This window comes from Synechococcus sp. Cruz CV12-2-Slac-r (assembly GCF_024346075.1).
In the GTDB taxonomy this organism is placed as follows: Bacteria; Cyanobacteriota; Cyanobacteriia; order PCC-6307; family Cyanobiaceae; genus Synechococcus_D.
The window spans coordinates 1-19,856 of record NZ_JAGQEK010000014.1; the positions used below are offsets into that span (position 1 = coordinate 1).

Genomic DNA, 19,856 nt, shown 5'->3' on the forward strand with positions numbered 1-19,856 from the left:
ACCCACAGAGATTTAGGTCCGCGATCTAATTACCTTGGCCCTGAAGCGCCAGCTGAAATTTTAATTTGGCAGGATCCAATCCCTCCAGCGGATCTGCCTTTACTTGATTCCGCTGCAATTGATGAAATAAAGCAATTAATACGCAATTCTGGTTTCACGGTATCTGAACTTGTAGAAACTGCATGGGCATCAGCTTCTACTTTTCGTGGTTCTGATAAACGCGGAGGCGCAAATGGAGCACGGCTACGCCTTGAGCCGCAATGCAATTGGGCTGTTAATCAACCGCAAAAACTTGAAGCTGTTTTGGGTCGTTTATCTGAGCTCCAATCAGCTTTTAATTCCAACCGCAGCAATGGCGGTTTGCTATCGCTAGCAGACCTAATTGTGTTAGCTGGTGGTGTTGGGGTGGAGCTGGCGGCAGCTGCTGCTGGTTTTCAATTAACAGTGCCCTTCAGCCCTGGCCGCAATGATGCATCTCAGGCTGAAACGGATGTGGCCTCATTTGCAGCTCTTGAACCCCAGGCTGATGGTTTTCGCAACTACGAAAAAATAACTACAGGAAAGATGGCAGAACATCTTTTGGTGGATCGCGCCCAACTTCTTGGTTTATCAGCCCCAGAAATGACTGTTTTAGTGGCTGGGTTAAGGGTGCTTGGAGTGAGCAACAGCGCAGGCCATGGAGTTTTCACTGAACGGGTTGGAAGCCTAAGCAATGATTTCTTTGTGAATTTGCTTGATATGCAAATTGTTTGGGCGCCCAGCCCTGAGCACGCTGGTAGTTACGAAGGTAGTGATCGCAGTAGTGGCATTAAACGGTTCACCGCCAGCCGGGTGGATTTGCTGTTCGGTTCAAATTCCCAATTGCGAGCCATTGCTGAGATCTACGCCCAAAGCGATGGGGCTCAAAGGTTTGTTTTGGATTTTTGTTCGGCTTGGACAAAGGTTATGAATCTCGATCGCTTTGATCTGCCTGCCTAAGATAAATACTCTCTAACAAACTGCCAATGCAATCGCCACTTCGTTCTGCCGGTGGCTCAGATGGGCCAGGTGGAATTCTCACCTTGATTCTTGCCGTGGTGGCGGCATTGGCAATTTTATTAAGCCAAACAGTTTTTATTGTTCCCGCAGGCAATGTGGCGGTAGTAACTACCCTTGGCAAGGTAACCGGTATTCCCCGTAGCCCCGGCGCCAACATAAAAGCTCCTCTAGTACAAAACACTTCGTTTTTTGATGTGCGCACTCAAGTGCGACCTGAACAGTTTTCTACCCTCACTAAAGATCTTCAGGTAATTCAAGCCACGGCAACAGTTAAATATGCGATGAAGCCCACTGAGGCTGGTCGTATATATGAAACAATTGCCACCGATGATCAACAGATTTATCCCCGTGTTATTCAACCTTCTTTATTGAAAGCGCTTAAATCTGTTTTCTCCCAGTACGAACTTGTTACGATCGCTACAGAATGGAACTCAATATCTGAATTAGTTCAGGAAAAAGTTGCAGAAGAGCTACGTAAATTTGACTATGTAACTGTGCAGGGGCTTGATCTTACGGGATTGCAAATAGCAGAGGAATACAGAGCAGCAATTGAACAAAAGCAAATTGCTGAACAACAATTACTTCGTGCTCAAACTGAAGTTTTAATTGCTGAACAAGAAGCAAAGCGCTATCAGACCCTTAATTCAAGCCTTGATGATCAAGTGCTATACAAATTATTCCTAGATAAGTGGGATGGCCAAACCTCAGTGGTGCCTGCACTTCCTGGGGCCGCTGGCACATCTGGCAGCTCGGTGATAGTTAACGGACGCCGCTGATCTCCCCGATATCACAAAAGGGGCCAAAAATGGAGGCACATTCAGCCCCGCAGCGGGCCCCTAAATTGATTGCGTCCAAAGTGTTATAACCAGCTGCTAATGCTGCTGTTACCCCGGCGGCAAAACTATCTCCGCAGCCATAACTATCAACCAAAGCTTTTGTTAGTTTTATTGCTTCGTAGCGCTCCCCTGGTTCATACCAACCCCCTGCCGCTCCTTCGGTGGCAATTCGCAATCGTGGTATCTGGCTGAGGGATCCAACTGGCACCTGCTCAGCCTCATCAAGGGCACTACCGATTAAGGCGTCGCAACAAATTCCACTCGCCTCTAGCACTGCTAAGCGCAACCTTGGTGTAGCTGTTAGTAGGGCGCTACGGCGGCATAGTTTCAAGCCGGCGGCATCAGTGGCCGTTACAAAAACGCCATCACATTCACTAATAAGGTTCCAAGGCAACGGATCACTTGCTAGTGGTGCCAGCCTTTCACCAATCACGGTAATTGTGCGTTCTGCTGCGCAATCAACAAAACTGATCCCTTTGCGGGTGGGGGTATCCCTCCAGGCCACATGCAAATCAAGCCCCAGTTCCTGCAGGCGCGCAGCTGCCTTTTCGCCTACCGCATCACGGCCTAGGGCGGTAAAAAACATCACTTTTTGTTTTGTTAGCCTTGCTAATTGCACCGCTGCAACAGCACCGCCGCCGGCTGCTTCTTCCCTAAAATCAGTTGCATGGCAAATGCTCCCAGCTCTAGGGAGGTTCTCCACCGCCACAAAACTCATCCATTCCACGTGGCCCACCACCGCAAGCTTTAGATCTGTAAGGGGCGCGTTTAACCTGTTCTGTGGGTAGTCCATTTTCAAAAGTTCCGTTATGCAGGCCGAGCCACTTCATCTAGATGCCGGCAGTGATGTGCGCAGCAGCCTTGAGCAGTTTGCCCGAGAGCGCAATTTGAGTGGATTTGTGCTGAGTGTTGTGGGGAATCTCTCCCAGGCATCTTTTGCTTGCCCGGGACGCAACTCTGCAATGGTTTTGGCGGGTGAATTAGAGATTATTAGCCTTCAAGGCACGATTGCTGCAACTGGGGTGCATTTGCATCTGAGCTTTTCTGACAATGAATGTGCTGTGTGGGGTGGCCACCTAGAACATGGCACCACTGTGTTGCGGGGTGCTGATTTACTGATTGGATTGTTGAACCTATCCCCTTCACCACAGCCACAGGTAGCTAAGAAACCTCTCGCCCAAACACGGGTAACGATCGCAGGATTGCCTGAATGCCCCTTTTCGCGCCGCGCCCTGCGAATGTTGCGCACCCTTGGGATTCCATTTACAGAAATCACCCCATTAGCAGAGAGTTCAGTTCCTCAGATATTTATAGATGAAGTAGCAATTGGCGGTTACAGCGCTCTAGCTGAACTGCATAGCAGTGGTCAATTGGAGCAGTTGCGCATTTGAGAATGCTCTTGCCGCTCCTAATCCTGCTGATTGCCTGGATGCAGGAGCTTGTAGATCAGCTTATTTTCCGCGGCCAATGGAATCTTGCAATGATCCCCGGGGGTTCATTTCTTGGTGTGCTTACTGCTCCATTTAGCCACAGCGGCTTTGCCCATCTTCTAGCAAATTCGCTTACTTTTCTGCCACTTTCTTGGTTGGTTCTTTTGCGCGGTCGTCGCGATTATTTGGCTGTGTGGCTAGGGGTTTATTGCTGTGCGATTCCCGTTTGGCTGTTTTGGCCAAATGGCAGCCATGGGCTTTCTGGTGTTGTTTACGGTTTGTTGGGATATCTTTTAGTTATTGGTTGGTTTGAAAAGAAACCTTTATCACTCGGGTTATCAGTATTTGCATTGATTTGCTACGGCGGTATTTTGCCAAGTTTGTTACCAATTTTTTCAGCACCGGGGGTGAGCTGGATTGGTCATTTCAGTGGTTTTATCGGTGGCTTATTAGCAGCAACTTTTGTTGCCAGAAACAATTCCTAGGCTTGTAGTTTTTCAAGCTCTATCAGCACTTCTTGGCTATGTCCTGATGGTTGTACCGCTGTCCAACGGGCTTTAAGTATTCCATTGGGATCAATTAAAAATGTGTGCCTTTGCGAAAATGGCGCCAACCAAGAGCCATAGGCGCGGCTAACACTGCCATCTGGATCAGATAGCAATGTGTATGTAAGCCCCTCGCTGCCGCAGAAGGAGGCGTGTTGGTCGGGATCATCAGCGCTGATCCCGATTATCTCCGCTCCCTTTTTACGAAAACTCACTAAATCTTTCTGAAATCCCCTCGCTTCAAGGGTGCAACCACTGGTGAAATCCTTCGGATAAAAATATAAAACCAACCATTTGCCGCTCAAATCGGCCAGTTTCCGTTGCAGGGGGCCTTGCTTGTTTATTCCCTCCAGATCAAAATCTGGTGCCGCTTCCCCTAGCGCTGGCAGCACCCCACCCAATGCCAGTGCTCTGTTTGCAAACGCAGCCCAGCTTGAGGCAGCTAACAAAACTTTTATTGAGGCAGAAAATAAGAAACGTCTTTTCACTGCAGCTACTTTCACTCTTCAACTTCTAGCTAGGAAAAGGCGGCTTTGGGGGCTAAAGGGTTTTGCCCATGCGAAAGCGTTCAAAGGCAATTCCAGCAATCAGCAAGTGTTCCTTCTGCTCTGTAACCCAGCCGAGGCTTTCAAATAGGGGCTGGCTGATATAGCTCGCCTCGGTGCGTAGTTGCCTAACCCCTTGCTTAATGGCCTCTTCCTCTAATGCTTGTAGTAATTGTTTGCCACGGCCTTGGCGATGTGATCTGGCTCGGCAGTAAAGCAAGGCCACCCGATCTGCTGGATACAGCACAGCAAAAGCTTCAATTGCTGTTTCACTGCAACTCACCAAACCAAAACCTTTCTGCAAGGTTGTATCAAGCACACCAGGCAGAAGAGCAACAGTAGCCCAGGCATCAAGTTGAGCCTTGCTGTAGATCTTTTCTGGCAAGTTCAGCACAGCATCTACATACACCTCCCGAGCAATCGGCTGATCGAATAGCAACATTGGCCTGATTGGCCATTTATTGGACATCAAGGTTTTCAATTCTGTCAATTGTTTGGTATGTTTACAAAGTAATCAATTTCTTCTACTTCTCATGCTCATCGGAAATGACCTTTTAACGAAGGTGCGCGATCTTGGCGACTCCAGTAAATCAGATATCGTTCGCGCCTGTGGATATGTGTCCACTAAGAAAGATGGTGGCGAGCGCTTAAATTTCACAGCTTTTTACGAGGCTTTGTTGGAGGCTAAGGGCGTCGACATTGGCGGTGCTTCCGTTGGTAAAGGCGGTCGCAAGCTCAGCTATGTGGCCACTGTTCAAGGAAATGGCAATCTGCTTATAGGTAAGGCCTACACAGCGATGCTGAACCTGAAACCCGGTGATGAGTTTGAAATTAAGCTAGGCCGCAAACAAATCCGTTTGGTGCCAGTGGGTGGTGAGGATGAAGGCGAAGAGTGATTAATAGATTTTAATCCTTTTAATTAGCGCCTAAATTAAACGCCTTCTGCAGTTGCACCCCGTTAACTTCCAATTGGATCACATCCAGTTGAGCTGTTGGCGGGGTTGCTGCTTTCATGTCCATATTGCTTATTGCCCCCAGGGGCCTTGCCGCATCGCCTTTTTTTCTGATCTTCACATTTGCGCAAACACTCTTTGGTTTTAGGGCAGCATTAAAGCCCCCCATGCCATTACGCGCAGTAATTTTTGCTGGTAATACTGATAAGGCAATAAGCTGCCCGGCGTCGTATCCAGCTGCCTCAACGGTTCCAGGTTTGTAACCAAAACGTTTTTTGAAATCCAGCTCAAAACTTTTCCAGCCTGGCCCCCTGCTTGCTTCTGCCACTCCAATTTGCACCTGCCTACTGCTTGATTTTGGCGGGAAATTCCAAGCTAAACGCATATCTTGTGGCCAGGCTTGAGCCTGCACCGCGAGCGTTAATTCACTGTTTTGTGGGCTCATTACCACCAAAGCTGCCGGTTGAAACCACTCAGCATCAGACACCAGTAATTGCAAATCCTTTGGTTTGTTTGGATCAATCAGGCGGGCCTTTATATCAGTGCCAAGTAAAACGCCTCCATTTATACGCATGGTTTCCAAAAATCGATCTGCCAATAGTTGCTGTTCGGCGCTGCCATCACTAATCAATAGGAAGCTTCGCAGGTTGGCTTGAACCATTGTTTTTACAAGGGCATCAATTTCTAGGCTGCGGGCAGGAGTAATCGGCCAAAGTTGATCTGATCCACGGCGGCTTGCCAATTGCTGCAATGAAGCCCCCCTTTGCAGCGGCAGAATTATTTGTCGTTGTTCTGAAGCTGCCAATAAGCCAGTTTCTACTAAGGGTGTTGCAGGTGGAGCAAGCAATAAGGGAGGTAATTTGCGTTTGCTTAATTGGTTTGCTGGATCGCTGCCAGGTTTTATCCAACCAATAGACCACTGAGTTGAGGGGGCACCACATAACTGGCTTTGCTCTTGGGCTAAGCCAAACCCACGCCTTAGGCCGTCGCCTATTCCGGCAATTGCCCCCTCGCTTGGAAGCAGAATTAAGGCATTGCCAGCTAAAGGTTCAGATGCCACAAGGCTCTGACTGCCAAGAAGTGCTGCTAACACGCCCGCAATCTGCAGAGCAGCAAAGTTCTTATTGGTGGTCATGACACATACCGTCCAGCCCATGGAGATTAGAGCTTGTTTTCTGCTTACGCTTTAGCAATCGGTTGTGGGATTTTTGTGAAGCGTGTTGTATCAGGTTTTCGATCTGCTTTCTTAGGTGCAGCAGCTTGCTTTCCCCTAGTTCTAGGTGCTGGGGCGGTGTATGCCATTCCAGAAGCTGATGCCCTTAGGAAATTAGCCGTTATTCCGGTTTTTCTAATCACTAATGATCAAGGGGCGCCAATTCCAATTCCCCAGGGTGATAAGAATTTGCTCCTGCCCATGTTCCTTGATCAAGCTAAAGCCCTAAAGGAATTGGATGCTTTTAATAAGGCAAATCCAACGGCTAAGGCACGGGTAACACCAATACCGATGAATTTAGCTAACGATAAAGTAAATGAAATTAATAAAAAACTTACTGATAAAAAACTTGTGGCTCCTGTTATTAGTTCAGAAATAGATATGTCGAAAGCTGTTGAACTGTTACGCAAGCAAGGGGTTAGCGAAAAAGACATTAATGAAGGTCTTTCGGTGCCAGTATTCTTCTCTAAACCCTTCATAACAGTAAACACGCCCAAGGGGACAAAGGCTGTTTTCTTCCTTTCTTATAACGATGCTGCTGCTGCTGCTGCAAAAATAACAGGAACGAAGGTTGAGTTGTTAGCTGCAGATCTTACTGTTGCTTTGAGCAGGATGATTGAAACAAAAAACGATGAATTTGTTTTTTACCCAACTCCAGCATTTTTTAAATTGATGCAGGAACAAGGCCAGGCAGGCGCTAAAAAACCGTAAGAAAAACTCTTAATTATTATCTTCAACATCTGGTTTATTGCTACCATCTGGCAACAATTGAGCTAATATTCCCCCCAACGTAAGGGCACCACCAAGGCTGTAGGCCACTGTTTGGTTTGTTTCGCCACCCCAAACCCCGGCACTTATAAAAGCTGCTCCAAGTAGCAGGCATGGCACCAAAACAATACCCTTAGCTGTGCGATTAAGGCTCATTTTCTTAAGATGTTTTGTTTTCGCACGTTGAACTAATTGTAGCCAACTGCTGCTCCACTAATAAAGTAGTTAGATCTGAATCACTGCCTAAAGCTCTCACTCTTGCGAGTAACAATCCTTCTTCGCTGCCGATTGGCATCAAATTAACGCGTTGGCGCCTCGGCAGCGTTTTGCGCAGGAAATCAATGGCAGCTTTTTCTTTGCCTGGTTGGATCTCTGCGCATGCAAGGCGAACGCTATACGTGCGATTTTGATCACCAATCAGTAGTAGATCCGCTTCTCGTACCTGGAGCACTTCAGCTGCTGAAGCAAAGCTTGGCATTTGCAGTAAACAAGTAATTAATATAAGAACATGCACAAAGCAAAGACAAAACCAATTCATTTAAAACCTAAATCCCTTGCTATTATCGTCTATTGCTGGAAGTGCTGTGGCAGCTGAATGGCATCAACCCGGTTTTTATAAGGTTTCTAGCGGTAGTTCATTTTGTTTGGCCGATCAAAATCCAAACTTTACAGGTAACTTAAAAGATAAATCTGCCTCAAATGAACTGCTTCTTGAGGGGGTTCAACAGCTGGCGAAATTCCAGGATCTGCTCTACGCCGATGCACGCTGGGGTGTATTGATAGTGCTTCAGGCAATAGATGCTGCGGGCAAAGATTCAACCATTAAGCATGTTATGAGTGGGGTTAATCCTCAGGGGGTAAGAGTACATAGTTTCAAACATCCTTCCGTTGATGATTTGCGTCATAATTGGTTGTGGCGCTACAATCTAGGGCTCCCGCAAAGAGGGGAAATTGGTATATTTAATCGCTCCTACTATGAGGAAGTGCTTGTAGTAAAGGTTCATAATCTTGTGGCAAATCAATCCTTGCCTGATTCACTTTTGGGGCCTGATATCTGGGAAAATCGCTATGAAGACATTAATGCATTTGAGAAACATCTTTTTCGCAACGGTATTATCGTGCTTAAATTTTTCTTGCATATCAGCGCTGATGAACAACGAAAACGTTTCTTAAAGCGCCTGCATGCCCCAGAAAAAAATTGGAAATTTTCGTTTAGCGATTTAGAGGAAAGGCGCTACTGGGATGATTATCAAAATGCTTTTGAGGCAATGCTACAAAATACAAGCACCAGCTATGCACCTTGGTATTGCGTGCCAATGAATAACAAATGGTTTGGTCGTTTGATAATTACAAAAACTATTAATGCTGCTCTTGATGATCTAAAACTCCGCTATCCACTCCTTACAAAAGAACAGAATGATGCTCTGGCTAAAGGTAAAAAACTATTATCGTGAGTCGATAATTTTATAGGCGCTCGCCACAATTTGAACAACACATGTGTTCACTTGGGTTTGAATGGCCGCAGTTACCGCAATTACGTCTTTCGCTTAGGGCTAGTTCAGGATGGCTTGGTAACCCAACCATTTGGGCATTGCTCTTGCCGGGCGGCACCATTGGATAACAATTTTCATTTCGGCGTACTTTTACATCCACTAAAACTGGTCCGGGGTAATCAAAAGCTTCCTGGAGGCTGCTGCGCAGTGCTTCCCGGTTAGTTATTGCCATACCCTTAACGCCAAAAGCTTCCGCAAGTGCAGGGAAATCTGGCATTCCTTTACTCATATCAGAGGCGGAATAACGCTCTTCATAGAAACTTTCCTGCCATTGGCGAACCATGCCTTGCCAGCCATTGTTTATTATTATCAACTTAACTGGTAGTTGATATTGAGCGAGCGTTCCGAGTTCCTGAATATTCATCAGCACACTGGCATCACCTGCAACGCAAATTACTTGTTGACCTTCCAATGCTGTTTGAGCTCCAACCGCTGCAGGTAAACCAAAACCCATTGTGCCCAGCCCGCTACTACTAATCCATTGCCGCGGACCGTTATTTAAGTATTGTGCAGCCCACATTTGATGTTGGCCAACATCAGTAGTTATAGTTGCATTGGGGGCAAGATCCCGCAGCGCAAGCATTACTTCTTGTGGGGCAATTGCACCAATTGGTTCGGGAATATTAAGTGGATAATTTTTTTTCCATTCATTGATGCGCTCTAGCCAGGCTGCGGTGCGGAAGCTTGTTGTTTCTTGATCTGATGCCTTTAAAAGCGCCTGCAATGCAAGCTTTACATCAGCCACTATTGCAACATCTGGGCAGCGGTTCTTGCCAACCTCAGCTGCATCAATATCAATATGAATCACCCTTGCCCTAGGGGCAAAACTATCAAGCCTTCCTGTTACCCTGTCATCAAATCTTGCGCCACTTGCGATTAACAAATCACAATCAGTTACAGCGAAATTTGCATAGGCTGTGCCATGCATCCCAAGCATTCCCACCGCTAACGGATGGTTTTCGTTGAAGCTGCCCTTGCCCATTAAGGTTGTAGTAACGGGCAATTGGAAGCGTTCCGCCAAAACTTTTAGTTCCGCGTGGGCGCCGGCGCTGATGCTGCCTCCTCCCACATAAAGCAGCGGACGCCTTGCTTCACGAATCAATTCCAGAGCTTTCTCAATGCTTGCCTGTTTTGGCGCTCGTGGCAGATGGAAGCCAGTTGGCACCACTGAACCTGGCTCAACTGGTACGTAGTCAAAAAGCTCAATCCCTACATCTTTAGGCACGTCAATCAACACAGGCCCTGGGCGTCCGCTTGAAGCGATCAAGAAAGCTTCGGCCACGATCTTGCCGATCTGAGCCGGATCCCGCACCACCCAGGAATGTTTAACGATTGGAAGGGTGATGCCAAAAATATCTGTTTCCTGAAAGGCATCAGTGCCAATAGCTGGCCGTGGCACCTGGCCCGTAATTACAACCATTGGCACAGAGTCCATCTGCGCTGTAGCAATGCCTGTTACGAGATTCGTTGCACCAGGGCCAGATGTGCCAAAACAAACTCCCACTTTGCCGGTGGCTCTCGCATAAGCATCAGCGGCGTGAGTTCCCCCCTGCTCATGGCGCACCAATAGGTGCTTAAGCCAGCCCCGTTGCTCTGCTAGGTGAAGTTCGTCGTAGATCGGCAGGATTGCTCCACCGGGATATCCAAATATGTGTTCAACCCCATGGCGATGTAATGCATCCATGAGGGCATAAGCGCCGCTCACCTTCCCTGGCACCTGCAGGGACACTGTGGTTTGGGAAGCTGTAGTGGCAGTCACGGCAGCACCAGTTAGCTGTTCATTGGTTAATTAACTTAGTTGGCTAAGGGCCCTCATGACTCTGCTTAGAGCAGTCCCATGTTGTGCAGCGGTCCGTGGCCGCTGAGTAGCTCCAGCAAAAATGCAGAAAAGCCGAGCATGGCAAGCCTGCCGTTCCACACCTCGGAAGTGTTGTTCCAGCCCCACACCCATTTTTCCTGGGGGTAAAGCTTGGTGCGCGCTGGTAGCGCAGCAGCTCGCTCCAGATTCACCTCAGGGCCAGCCATTGAAGTTTCAACCAAATCTGCAAGGCAGGCAATAAAGGTTGGATCGGTATCGAGGGCAGGCACCCTGCGAAAATTACTTACCCCTGCTTCAGTTGCAATTTCGCGGTACTCAATATCTATTTCTTCCAGGGTTTCAATGTGTTCACTTACAAAGCTGATCGGCACCACCACAAGTTCTTTAACTCCAGCAGCCCCAAGATCCTCTAAGGCTTCTTCTGTATAAGGCTGCAGCCATTCCACCGGTCCCACCCTGCTTTGGTATGCAAGGGTCCAAGGGTTGCTGCGATCGAGGGTTTCCATTATCAGCCGCGCACAATTTTGGATTTCGCTTTGATATGGATCGCCCGCTTCTTCCACATAACTTTTAGGAACCCCATGGGCACTAAAAAACACATGGGCTGTGGCTGGATCTACGCAGGCATCTAATTCTTTAATTATTAATTGCACCATCGCTTTGAGGTAACCAGGGTGGTCGTACCAGCTGCGAATTGCCCGCAGCGGTAATTGGGCAAAATCGGCATCTGCCTGTTGCAGCCGCTGTAATTCCCGAAAACTGGAACCGCTTGTGCTGATTGAGAAATGGGGGTAGAGAGGCAAAACCACCACTTGATCAATTTCATCTGCTTTCATGTCGGCAACAGCCGATTCTGTAAATGGGTGCCAATAGCGCATCGCCACGTAGGTGGTGGCCTCCATGCCCCTCTGGCGCAGCAGGCTTTGTAATTCCCTGGCCTGGTGATCTGTAATGCGCCGCAGGGGGGAACCCCCTCCAATAGAGCGGTAGGCCTCCTGAGACTTACTGCTGCGCAAGCTACTTATCAACCAAGCAAGTGGCTTTTGAAGCACTGGAAGCGGCAACCGAATAATTTCCGGATCCGCAAATAAGTTGTATAGAAAAGGCCCTACATCTTGGATACGCTCTGGGCCCCCAAGGTTCAGCAGCACAATGCCGACCCGGCCCATGCTCATTTCTTTCAAACTGCCTCGAGCTTAACCGCCATTGCCATGGGTGTTCCCTTTGCAGCAACACTTGCCCAAAGCAACAGTGCCTTGCGTTGCACAGGTATTCGTTTACGGCTTGAACAGCGGGGGCAGCTGCTTTGTCTGCGGGGGCCTTTACCCCAACGCAGTGGCGCAGAGGGGTTGCGGGTGCAGCGCTTAAGCCTTGGCTTAAGCGCAAATCAGGCTGGTTTGGTATTGGCTCTAAAACAGCTGCATCAGGTGCAGATGGAGGTAAATCAAGGTCTTTTTCAGTGGCCCTCAAGTTCTATAGATGTTGTCAATGTTGACAATTCTTCTCTGCATTCTCAGCTGCAACGCTTTGAAGAATGGTTTTTTAACGACCCCCGCCGTCGCCGTAATCCCGCTGGTGCACGCACAACATGGACAGCCGCCTATCGCCCCTACCTCAACCGTTTAAAAACCACTTTTGAGGAAATTTCCAAAACACCCTTCAAAGAAAAACTCTCTGCAAAGTTGCTGGAGCAGGTATTGGAAACCTATCCCTTAGCAAGCAGAGCCCGGCAGCAATGCGGCACGGTGCTTGCGGTGTTGGCTCGAGAGGAAGGGATCAGCTTGCCGCCAGATTGGTCGGAAAGGGCCGCAGGCTATGGCCTGCATCAGGCCCAGTTTCGTGAGTTACCCAGTGATTCCCAAATCCTTAAAGGCTTTGAGTTGATTCCAAATCCCCGTTGGCGCTTGGCCTACGGCTTGATGGCCACCTACGGGTTGCGAAATCACGAGTTGTTTTTTTGCGATTTTTCTGGTTTTGATCTGGATCCTGCCGCTGTTGTGAGGGTGCTTCCCACCACCAAAACCGGCGAACATCAGGTGTGGCCTTTTCAACCAAATTGGGTAGAACATTTCAATTTGCGCCAGCTTGCAACTGATTCCAGCTTGTTACCGCTTGTTGCCACAGACCTGCGCCGCACCACCCTGCAGCAGGTGGGTAGAAGGGTGGCTGAGCAATTTCGCCGTTATCAGCTGCCTTTCACCCCATACGACCTCCGCCATGCCTGGGCCTTGCGCACCATTCATGTGGGTTTGCCCGATACGGTGGCTGCCCGCATGATGGGGCACTCCGTGGCAATCCACACCCGCACTTATCACCACTGGATCACTCGCCGTGATCAACAGATGGCGGTGGATGCTGCCTTGGCGCGGCGCAGCGCATGACAGCCCGTCCGCTCAGGCAGTTGGCCTATCGCTATCGCTGGATCTACGACAGCGTTACAGCCGTTTCTTCTGTTGCCGTAGGTGGAGTTCAGCGGTTGCGATCTCTCGGGGCGGAGGTATTGATTGATCGCTTACCCCCGGGGTCTGCCGTGCTCGATCTTTGTTGCGGCAGCGGTGATGCAGCGGCGCCATTAATGGCGGCTGGATTTGATGTTTCGGGGTTGGATATATCAGCCAGGGCCCTTGAACTTGCAGCTAAGCGTTATCCAGCCTTGAAATTGGTGCAAGGGCTAGCCGAAAAACCTCCGTTAGAAGCATCAACTTTTGCTGCTATCCAACTCAGCTTGGCGCTCCATGAGTTTCCAGCAGAGGAGCGTTGGTGTTTGCTGGAAGCAGCTAAAACCCTCCTGCTGCCGGGGGGGTGGCTTGTGATTGTGGATCTACACCCGGCGGGTGCAGGCCTTGCTCCTTTACAAAATCTGTTTTGCGCATTGTTTGAAACAGAAACAGCAATTGATTTTCTTGCGCTTCCTTTTGAGCAGGAATTAACAAAGCGCGGCTGGCAGGTGGAACGCAAAGATCTGCTGGCTGGTGGCACCCTGCAACGATTGCTTTGCACCCCTGAATAATGAAATCATGAGTGAACTAACCCCTGTAGCTGCTAACGCGGAATTGGAATCCCATCGTTTGAAGATGGAACGTCGCAAACAGGTGCAAGACCAGCGGGTGGGGGAGCGAAACCTAGAAAAGGGCTTGGTGCTAGTACACACCGGCCTCGGCAAAGGTAAAACCACAGCAGCCCTTGGCATGGTGCTTCGCACCCTTGGCCATGGCAAAAAGGTGGCGGTGGTGCAATACATAAAAGGTGCCTGGGAACCAGGAGAGGCTCTTGCCTTGCGTCGCTTTAACGACTTAATCAGCTGGCATGCCCTAGGTGAGGGTTTTACTTGGGAAACCCAAGATCGCGCCCGAGATCAGCAGCTGGTGGAAGCGGCCTGGCAGCAGTCTTTGCTGCATTTGCGTGATCCAGAGATGCAGCTTGTTTTGCTCGATGAGGTGAATGTGGCCATGAAGCTTGGTTATTTGCCTCTCGAGTGGGTTCTTGAAGGCATTGCTGAGCGGCCAGCTGGCACCCATGTGGTGTTAACAGGTAGGGGCGCTCCCCCGGGATTAATCGAACGGGCCGATTTGGTTACAGAGATGACGATGGTTAAACATCCTTTTCGCGAGCAAGGGGTTAAAGCTCAGCAAGGAATTGAATTTTGATAATCCAACCAATTTAATTATTTTTTAAGTTGCTTCAGCTTGATACTAAATAGCAAATTTTGTTTAGGGCGGTTGCTACTGTTCGCCGGATAGAGGTAATTGATGGCTTACAAAAGGGTTTTGCTCAAGCTCAGTGGTGAGGCCTTGATGGGGTCTCAGGGGTACGGCATCGATCCAGCCATTGTGAGTGCGATTGCTTGCGATGTAGCTGCTGTTGTGGCGACGGGCACCGAGCTAGCCATCGTGGTGGGAGGTGGCAACATTTTCCGAGGTCTCAAGGGTTCTGCTGCTGGCATGGATCGGGCCACCGCCGACTACGTGGGCATGCTCGCCACGGTGATGAATGCGATCACATTGCAGGATGGGCTCGAGCGTGCTGGCATTCCCACCAGGGTGCAAAGCGCTATAGCAATGCAGGAGGTAGCAGAGCCGTATATCCGTCGTAAGGCAATTCGTCATCTTGAAAAGGGAAGGGTGGTGATCTTTGGGGCCGGTTGCGGCAACCCTTTTTTCACAACAGACACCACAGCAGCCCTAAGGGCAGCTGAGATCAGTGCAAATGTGGTGCTTAAAGCCACCAAAGTGGATGGGGTTTACGACCGTGATCCAGTGAAATATCCCGATGCTGTGCGATATGAAAGCCTCACTTTTCAAGATGTGTTGGCAGGCGAGCTCGGTGTAATGGATTCCACAGCTATTGCACTTTGTAAAGACAATTCGATTCCCATAGTGGTGTTTGATTTATTTGGTGCTGGCAACATTTCCCGTGCCGTTGCCGGTGAAGCAATCGGCACCAGGATCACCCCCTCGGCCTAATCTCTAAGCACTTTCGATAGCTGGCATCCCATGGACCTTGAAGTAAGCATGCGTAAAGCGTTGGATTCAACCCAACGGACTTTTAATACAATTCGAACAGGTAGGGCGAATCCATCACTGTTAGACAAAATCATTGTTGAATATTACGGAGCTGAAACACCTCTAAAATCTTTGGCAACTATTTCTACGCCAGATTCACAAACCATCCAGATCCAGCCGTTTGATAGTGGCGCGATGGCTCTGATCGAAAAATCAATCTCAAATAGTGATTTAGGGCTCACCACTAATAATGACGGCAAGGTAATAAGAATCAATATTCCACCTTTAACCACCGAGCGTCGCAAAGAGTTTTGTAAGTTACTAGCTAAATATGCAGAGGAGGGAAAGGTGGCTTTACGTAATATCAGGCGCGATGCGATTGATCAAATAAAAAAGCAGGAAAAGGATGGTGATTTGTCGGAAGATCTTAGCCGTGATCAGCAAGAAAAAGTACAAAAAATTACTGATAAATCTATAATTGAGCTCGAAAAATTATTAGCAGATAAAGAAGTTGATATCTTGAAAGTGTGAGTGCTTCTAGGCTGGATGTGGCTGTTGTTGGCGCCGGTGCCGCCGGTAGCTCAGCCGCGTATCACCTCGCCCTTCTAGGACATTCAGTAGCGGTAATTGAACCTGGCCCCTGGCCCCAAGCAAAACCTTGCGGAGGGGGAATGGCAGCCTCAGTTCAAAGCTGGTTTCCCTGTGATCTTGCTCCGGTGGTGGATCGAGTAATCGATCAAGTGCGCTTCACCTGGTGCCTGGATGATCCTGTGCTAGCGCCACTTCCAGGGGAATCCCCTTTTTGGATCGTGAGAAGAAAAAAGCTAGATGTTTTCCTCCTGGAGCAAGCCCAAAGCCATGGCGCTGAATGTTTGTTTGGTTTTGGCGTAAAAGCGATTGAACGCGATTCCAATGGATGGCGTTTGCAATTGAGAGCTTCTGGCGGCGACCAATATCTGTGTTGCCGCGCCCTTGTTTTAGCCCATGGCTCAAAAGGAGATCTCACACGTGAGCTGGGCTTAGGTGATCCCAAACCAAAACTTGCCTCTGCTTTAGCTGTGGAGTTGGAGGGGCCAGTGCTCGATGAATCAACGGCTCGATTTGAATTTGGCCTTGTTAAACATGGTTTTTGCTGGTGTTTTCCAAGAGAGGGTGGTTACAGCATCGGCGTAGGAACTTTTTTGGGTGATTCTTCTAAAAATGATGTAACTAATTACGATCAAGTTTTGAATAAACTATTGCCAGCACTTGGTTTTGAAGCTAATGCTGGCATGCGACGCCCCTGGCCTCTAAGGGTTTGGAATGGCCATCATCCCCTCCATGGCCATGGTGTAGTTGCTGTTGGAGATGCCGCTTCGCTTGCGGATCCTTTTCTCGCAGAGGGATTGCGGCCAGCTTTGCTCTCTGGCGTGCGCTCTGCCGAGGCCCTGCACCGTTGGTTGGGGGGAGATCTCGCTGCTCTAGCTAATTACACAGCAACAATGCGGGCTGAATGGGGCGATTCGATGCAATGGGGGCGGCGCATTGGCCAGGTGTTCTATCGATTTCCAAAAGTTGGCTACCAACTTGGAATTAAACGACCCACAGCTCCCCAAAGAATTGCTCAAATTCTTAGCGGTGAGATGGGTTATGGCGATATTGCCCAACGGGTCATTCGTCGCCTTGGTGGCAGCATGCTGGGTTTGAAATGATAGATACCGCGTTGCTGCCTTGCCCATTATCCGCTGGATGGCAATTGCTATGGCAAGAAGAATTGCCAAAGCTATCCGCTAAAGGCGAGCCGATCGGTGGATTTTCTGCTCTACAACTTCTCACTAAGTTTGAAAATAAATCTGAGGCTAAAAATAAAAATAAGTTCCCCCAACTTCTCTTACTTAGTGACGCTCAGCGCAGCTTCACGCTCGCGGCTGAATGGCGCGGTTCACTTTTGAATCCTCGCTGGAAATTGGCGGAGCCAGAACCAATTCAAGGGCTTCCATCCACCCCCTTTGATGGGGAGGCGTTAGTTCAATCTGCAGGTTATTGGTGGATGGCGAGTGAAGCCCGTAACCGCGAAACGCAACCTGCTGAATTGCTGCAATTAGATAAAACAGCGGCTTTTAGTTTTGGTTTAATTCAGAGATTTCCTCTGCCGGATCAATGGCAGCCAGCTGCTGATAGTGGTTTGCTGCCAAATCAAGGTCCGGAAGCGCTGTTGGCGTTGCCGGGCCAAAAGCTGTTGCTGGCGGCAGAGCGTCCCCTTCGCCAAGATCCCAGCTCTGAATTGCGAATGCTGTTGGCGCAAATAATTTCAACGCCCGCAAAGAAAATTAAAGTTGAATTCAGGCCCATCGGCACACCGCTTAGCTACCAACCCGCAGCTGGCGCGGAGGCTCATTGGGGCTTAACGGATCTAATCGCTCTGAAAAATGGAGGTTTACTTGCCCTTTGGCGTGGATATCAAGAACCGCAGAAATGGTGGGCGCGGCTAGAACTTTTTCCATCAGTGCCATTAACCGAAACAAAACAAGCAGCGTTGAAACCGATTGCCCATTGGGATCTAATCGGCTTGGGTTTAATGCCAGACAACTGGGAAGCCATGGGAGAAGGGCCACGCCTAGGCGATGGCCGCTCCACCCTGTTGCTTGCCAGCGACGATAATTTCAATCCGCTGCAGGCAAATCGTGTTGCCTTGCTTGCACCATTGCGATTAGCGGCTTGTGGCAAGGGCCGCCCCTAGTCCGCCCCTTACATCCTCTGGCATTAAGCGACCGTCGTGATCAATATCAAGAGCATCAAACACCGCATCGCTACCAAGCCATTCTTCTCGAGTAATACAACCATCTCCATCAAGGTCGTTAAGTAAAAAGATTTCTTGCGCTGCATGGGCAAAGGCAGCACCACCTTCAAGTACAGCCAGGCGATGGGCTAATTGTGCTTCAAGGGTATCAATTGCTTTGCTAAAGCCTTGAATTCCTTCATGTAATTTTTCATGGGCCATGCGATCTTCCTGCATCATTTCGCTGAACTGATTGGCATCGATGCTGAACTTTTCAATAGTGGCACCAGGAGCCGCTGGATTCAGTTTGCGGCTCAATTCAGCCTCAGTGTTGCGTAATTGGTCTAGTAGTTTTGGAGAAATTGTAAGTAGATCACAACCTGCTAATTCAATGATTTCATCTAAATTGCGGAAGCTAGCTCCCATCACTTCTGTTTTGTAACCATAGGTTTTAAAATAATTAAATATTTTAGTTACTGAGATCACACCGGGATCCTCAGGGCCTGGATAGCTGTCGCGGCCTGAATCTTTCTTGTACCAATCTAGAATCCTTCCAACAAAAGGAGATATCAATGTAATTCCTGCCTCCGCGCAAGCAACGGCCTGAGCAAAGCCGAATAGGAGCGTTAGGTTGCAGTGAATTCCCTCTTTCTCTAGGGATTCAGCTGCTTTGATCCCTTCCCATGTAGAGGCAATTTTTATTAGTACTCGATCATTAGTGATACCAGCGTCATTGTATAAACCGATCAACTTGTGTGCTTTTGCAATTGTTGCTTCGGTGTTAAAGCTGAGGCGAGCGTCAACTTCGGTTGAAACCCGGCCAGGAACAATTTTGAGGATTTCCTTACCAAAACTCACGCAGATTTCATCTAGGGCTTCACCAACAACCTCTTCAGCAGGGGCATTTGCTCCGATCAGGCTGCGGGATGCCCTCAAGGTGTCGTCTATTAAGTGCTGATAGGCAGGAATTTGAGCTGCCGCCAAAATTAAGGATGGATTTGTGGTGGCATCCCTTGGGGTGAATTGTTGTATTGCTTGGAGATCGCCGGTGTCGGCTACTACCACAGTCATGCCTGAAAGCTGTTCGAGCAAGGTCGCCAAGGTATTGGTGCGATTGGTTTTACCGTAGCTGCGCTTTTTAATTGCGGTTCAAGCCTTGCTTAAGGTTTTATTTGAAATGCTTGGTTTGTTAGGGGGAATTTGCTCAATTACAAGCAAAGCCTCAATAATGCTTTTGGCAACTGGTGCTGCAACAGTTGAACCATAGGCATTTCCCCCCTGCGGTTCATCAACTACCACCAACACCACGTAGCGAGGATCATTAATCGGCAGGTGGGCCACAAAACTGGTTATTCGTGCTCCAGAGATATAAACGCCATTGGCTGCCTTCTGGGCTGTGCCGGTTTTACCTCCAATGCGATAGCCAGGCACCTGGGTTGCTTTTCCGCTCCCTTTCTCCACAACGGTTTCAAGCCAGTTCAACACAAGAGCACATACAGCTGGATCGAGCATTTGCAGGCCATTTGTAGGGCCAGCGGTGGCCAAATTGTCGCCACTACGCAGGCCACGGGTTATATGAGGACTCACCAATTTGCCGCCATTCACCAACATTCCATGGAGCTGCAATGCTTTTAGGGGGGTTAAAGCAAAGCCTTGGCCAAATGCTGCAGTGGCAGTTTCTATTGGATTTTCAATAAAGGTGGAACGTGATTTGAGCTGACCACTCACTGCTCCTGGCAGGTCGGTGTCTGGCGCTGAACCAATACCAATGCGATCCAGCCACTGCCAATAAATCGCTGGCTTCAGTTTTTGCATTGCCTTCACCATTGCCACATTGCTTGAAACCTGCAATGTGGTGGGTAAATCAATCAAACCATATGCCGATTTATCGTTATT

24 protein-coding genes are annotated in these 19,856 nt (G+C 48.9%); 14 read left to right on the plus strand and 10 right to left on the minus strand.

Annotated elements, in window-relative coordinates; genetic code table 11:
- Both KB557_RS02550 and KB557_RS02555 read left to right on the plus strand, forming a co-directional pair.
- A partial coding sequence (locus KB557_RS02550) for a peroxidase family protein (RefSeq protein WP_315856182.1) occupies nucleotides 1–978 on the plus strand: 978 nt, incomplete at its 5' end.
- 26 nt (nucleotides 979–1,004) lie between these two features.
- Complete coding sequence (locus KB557_RS02555) at nucleotides 1,005–1,814, plus strand: prohibitin family protein (protein ID WP_255131233.1); 810 nt, start codon at nucleotides 1,005–1,007, stop codon at nucleotides 1,812–1,814.
- Here the strand turns inward: KB557_RS02555 and KB557_RS02560 are convergent.
- Nucleotides 1,798–2,667, minus strand: a complete 870-nt coding sequence (locus KB557_RS02560; RefSeq protein ID WP_255131234.1) for a PfkB family carbohydrate kinase — start codon at nucleotides 2,665–2,667, stop codon at nucleotides 1,798–1,800. The two genes, KB557_RS02555 and KB557_RS02560, sit on opposite strands and share 17 nt — an antisense overlap.
- 16 nt (nucleotides 2,668–2,683) lie before the next feature.
- On the opposite strand from KB557_RS02560, the gene KB557_RS02565 reads away from it, so the two are divergent.
- Nucleotides 2,684–3,265: a PCC domain-containing protein gene (locus KB557_RS02565; RefSeq protein WP_255131235.1), complete on the plus strand. Its 582-nt coding sequence runs from the start codon at nucleotides 2,684–2,686 to the stop codon at nucleotides 3,263–3,265.
- Between the two features lie 2 nt (nucleotides 3,266–3,267).
- Complete coding sequence (locus KB557_RS02570) at nucleotides 3,268–3,789, plus strand: rhomboid family intramembrane serine protease (protein ID WP_255131236.1); 522 nt, start codon at nucleotides 3,268–3,270, stop codon at nucleotides 3,787–3,789.
- Here the strand turns inward: KB557_RS02570 and KB557_RS02575 are convergent.
- Together KB557_RS02575 and KB557_RS02580 are read right to left on the minus strand one after the other, a co-directional pair.
- Entirely contained in the window at nucleotides 3,786–4,337 is a 552-nt protein-coding gene (locus tag KB557_RS02575) for a peroxiredoxin (RefSeq protein WP_399218552.1), read from the minus strand. The genes KB557_RS02570 and KB557_RS02575 overlap by 4 nt on opposite strands.
- Nucleotides 4,338–4,389: 52 nt before the next feature.
- Nucleotides 4,390–4,836, minus strand: a complete 447-nt coding sequence (locus tag KB557_RS02580) for a GNAT family N-acetyltransferase (RefSeq protein ID WP_255131237.1) — start codon at nucleotides 4,834–4,836, stop codon at nucleotides 4,390–4,392.
- A 91-nt stretch (nucleotides 4,837–4,927) separates the two neighbouring features.
- Here KB557_RS02580 and KB557_RS02585 point away from each other — a divergent pair, with 91 nt between their 5' ends.
- Nucleotides 4,928–5,290 carry an AbrB family transcriptional regulator gene (locus KB557_RS02585; protein ID WP_255131254.1) on the plus strand — a complete coding sequence of 121 codons (363 nt, stop codon included), beginning with the start codon at nucleotides 4,928–4,930 and terminating at the stop codon, nucleotides 5,288–5,290.
- Between the two features lie 19 nt (nucleotides 5,291–5,309).
- Here KB557_RS02585 and KB557_RS02590 read toward each other — a convergent pair whose 3' ends face one another.
- The gene (locus KB557_RS02590) at nucleotides 5,310–6,482 is read right to left on the minus strand and encodes a histidine kinase (RefSeq protein WP_255131238.1); all 1,173 of its coding nucleotides are present in this window, start codon (nucleotides 6,480–6,482) and stop codon (nucleotides 5,310–5,312) included.
- 279 nt (nucleotides 6,483–6,761) lie between these two features.
- On the opposite strand from KB557_RS02590, the gene KB557_RS02595 reads away from it, so the two are divergent.
- On the plus strand, nucleotides 6,762–7,271 hold the full coding sequence (locus KB557_RS02595; protein ID WP_255131239.1) for a hypothetical protein: 510 nt from the start codon (nucleotides 6,762–6,764) through the stop codon (nucleotides 7,269–7,271).
- 9 nt (nucleotides 7,272–7,280) lie between these two features.
- On the opposite strand, the gene KB557_RS02600 is transcribed toward KB557_RS02595, so the two are convergent.
- Together KB557_RS02600 and KB557_RS02605 are read right to left on the minus strand one after the other, a co-directional pair.
- Complete coding sequence (locus KB557_RS02600) at nucleotides 7,281–7,484, minus strand: GIVxVP protein (RefSeq protein ID WP_255131240.1); 204 nt, start codon at nucleotides 7,482–7,484, stop codon at nucleotides 7,281–7,283.
- 4 nt (nucleotides 7,485–7,488) lie between these two features.
- Nucleotides 7,489–7,806 carry a nuclease gene (locus KB557_RS02605; RefSeq protein ID WP_255131241.1) on the minus strand — a complete coding sequence of 106 codons (318 nt, stop codon included), beginning with the start codon at nucleotides 7,804–7,806 and terminating at the stop codon, nucleotides 7,489–7,491.
- Between the two features lie 106 nt (nucleotides 7,807–7,912).
- On the opposite strand from KB557_RS02605, the gene KB557_RS02610 reads away from it, so the two are divergent.
- A complete protein-coding gene (locus tag KB557_RS02610; protein ID WP_255131242.1) occupies nucleotides 7,913–8,782 on the plus strand; it encodes a polyphosphate kinase 2 family protein in 870 nt (289 codons plus the stop codon).
- 10 nt (nucleotides 8,783–8,792) lie between these two features.
- Here KB557_RS02610 and ilvB read toward each other — a convergent pair whose 3' ends face one another.
- Nucleotides 8,793–10,640 (minus strand): biosynthetic-type acetolactate synthase large subunit, encoded by a 1,848-nt coding sequence (gene ilvB, locus KB557_RS02615; protein ID WP_255131243.1) that lies wholly within the window; start codon nucleotides 10,638–10,640, stop codon nucleotides 8,793–8,795.
- A 65-nt stretch (nucleotides 10,641–10,705) separates the two neighbouring features.
- Entirely contained in the window at nucleotides 10,706–11,869 is a 1,164-nt protein-coding gene (hemH, locus tag KB557_RS02620) for a ferrochelatase (protein ID WP_255131255.1), read from the minus strand.
- A 42-nt stretch (nucleotides 11,870–11,911) separates the two neighbouring features.
- Here hemH and KB557_RS02625 point away from each other — a divergent pair, with 42 nt between their 5' ends.
- The 7 genes from KB557_RS02625 to KB557_RS02655 all read left to right on the plus strand — a co-directional run bounded on the left by KB557_RS02625 (nucleotide 11,912) and on the right by KB557_RS02655 (nucleotide 17,921).
- Complete coding sequence (locus KB557_RS02625) at nucleotides 11,912–13,081, plus strand: site-specific integrase (RefSeq protein WP_255131244.1); 1,170 nt, start codon at nucleotides 11,912–11,914, stop codon at nucleotides 13,079–13,081.
- Nucleotides 13,078–13,710 (plus strand): class I SAM-dependent methyltransferase, encoded by a 633-nt coding sequence (locus tag KB557_RS02630; RefSeq protein ID WP_255131245.1) that lies wholly within the window; start codon nucleotides 13,078–13,080, stop codon nucleotides 13,708–13,710. The genes KB557_RS02625 and KB557_RS02630 overlap by 4 nt, the downstream gene beginning before the upstream one ends.
- A 7-nt stretch (nucleotides 13,711–13,717) precedes the next feature.
- Nucleotides 13,718–14,347 carry a cob(I)yrinic acid a,c-diamide adenosyltransferase gene (gene cobO / locus KB557_RS02635; protein ID WP_255131256.1) on the plus strand — a complete coding sequence of 210 codons (630 nt, stop codon included), beginning with the start codon at nucleotides 13,718–13,720 and terminating at the stop codon, nucleotides 14,345–14,347.
- A 102-nt stretch (nucleotides 14,348–14,449) separates the two neighbouring features.
- Nucleotides 14,450–15,163, plus strand: a complete 714-nt coding sequence (pyrH, locus tag KB557_RS02640; RefSeq protein ID WP_255131257.1) for a UMP kinase — start codon at nucleotides 14,450–14,452, stop codon at nucleotides 15,161–15,163.
- 30 nt (nucleotides 15,164–15,193) lie between these two features.
- On the plus strand, nucleotides 15,194–15,733 hold the full coding sequence (gene frr, locus KB557_RS02645; RefSeq protein WP_255131246.1) for a ribosome recycling factor: 540 nt from the start codon (nucleotides 15,194–15,196) through the stop codon (nucleotides 15,731–15,733).
- Complete coding sequence (locus tag KB557_RS02650; RefSeq protein WP_255131247.1) at nucleotides 15,730–16,893, plus strand: NAD(P)/FAD-dependent oxidoreductase; 1,164 nt, start codon at nucleotides 15,730–15,732, stop codon at nucleotides 16,891–16,893. The genes frr and KB557_RS02650 overlap by 4 nt, the downstream gene beginning before the upstream one ends.
- Nucleotides 16,890–17,921, plus strand: coding sequence for an esterase-like activity of phytase family protein (locus KB557_RS02655; RefSeq protein ID WP_255131249.1), 1,032 nt, complete (start codon nucleotides 16,890–16,892; stop codon nucleotides 17,919–17,921). Before KB557_RS02650 ends, KB557_RS02655 begins: the two co-directional genes overlap by 4 nt.
- Here the strand turns inward: KB557_RS02655 and KB557_RS02660 are convergent.
- On the minus strand, nucleotides 17,892–19,061 hold the full coding sequence (locus KB557_RS02660; RefSeq protein ID WP_255131251.1) for a transaldolase: 1,170 nt from the start codon (nucleotides 19,059–19,061) through the stop codon (nucleotides 17,892–17,894). The genes KB557_RS02655 and KB557_RS02660 overlap by 30 nt on opposite strands.
- A gap of 48 nt (nucleotides 19,062–19,109) precedes the next feature.
- The coding region (locus tag KB557_RS02665; RefSeq protein ID WP_255131252.1) for a penicillin-binding transpeptidase domain-containing protein at nucleotides 19,110–19,856 on the minus strand (747 nt) is incomplete at its 5' end.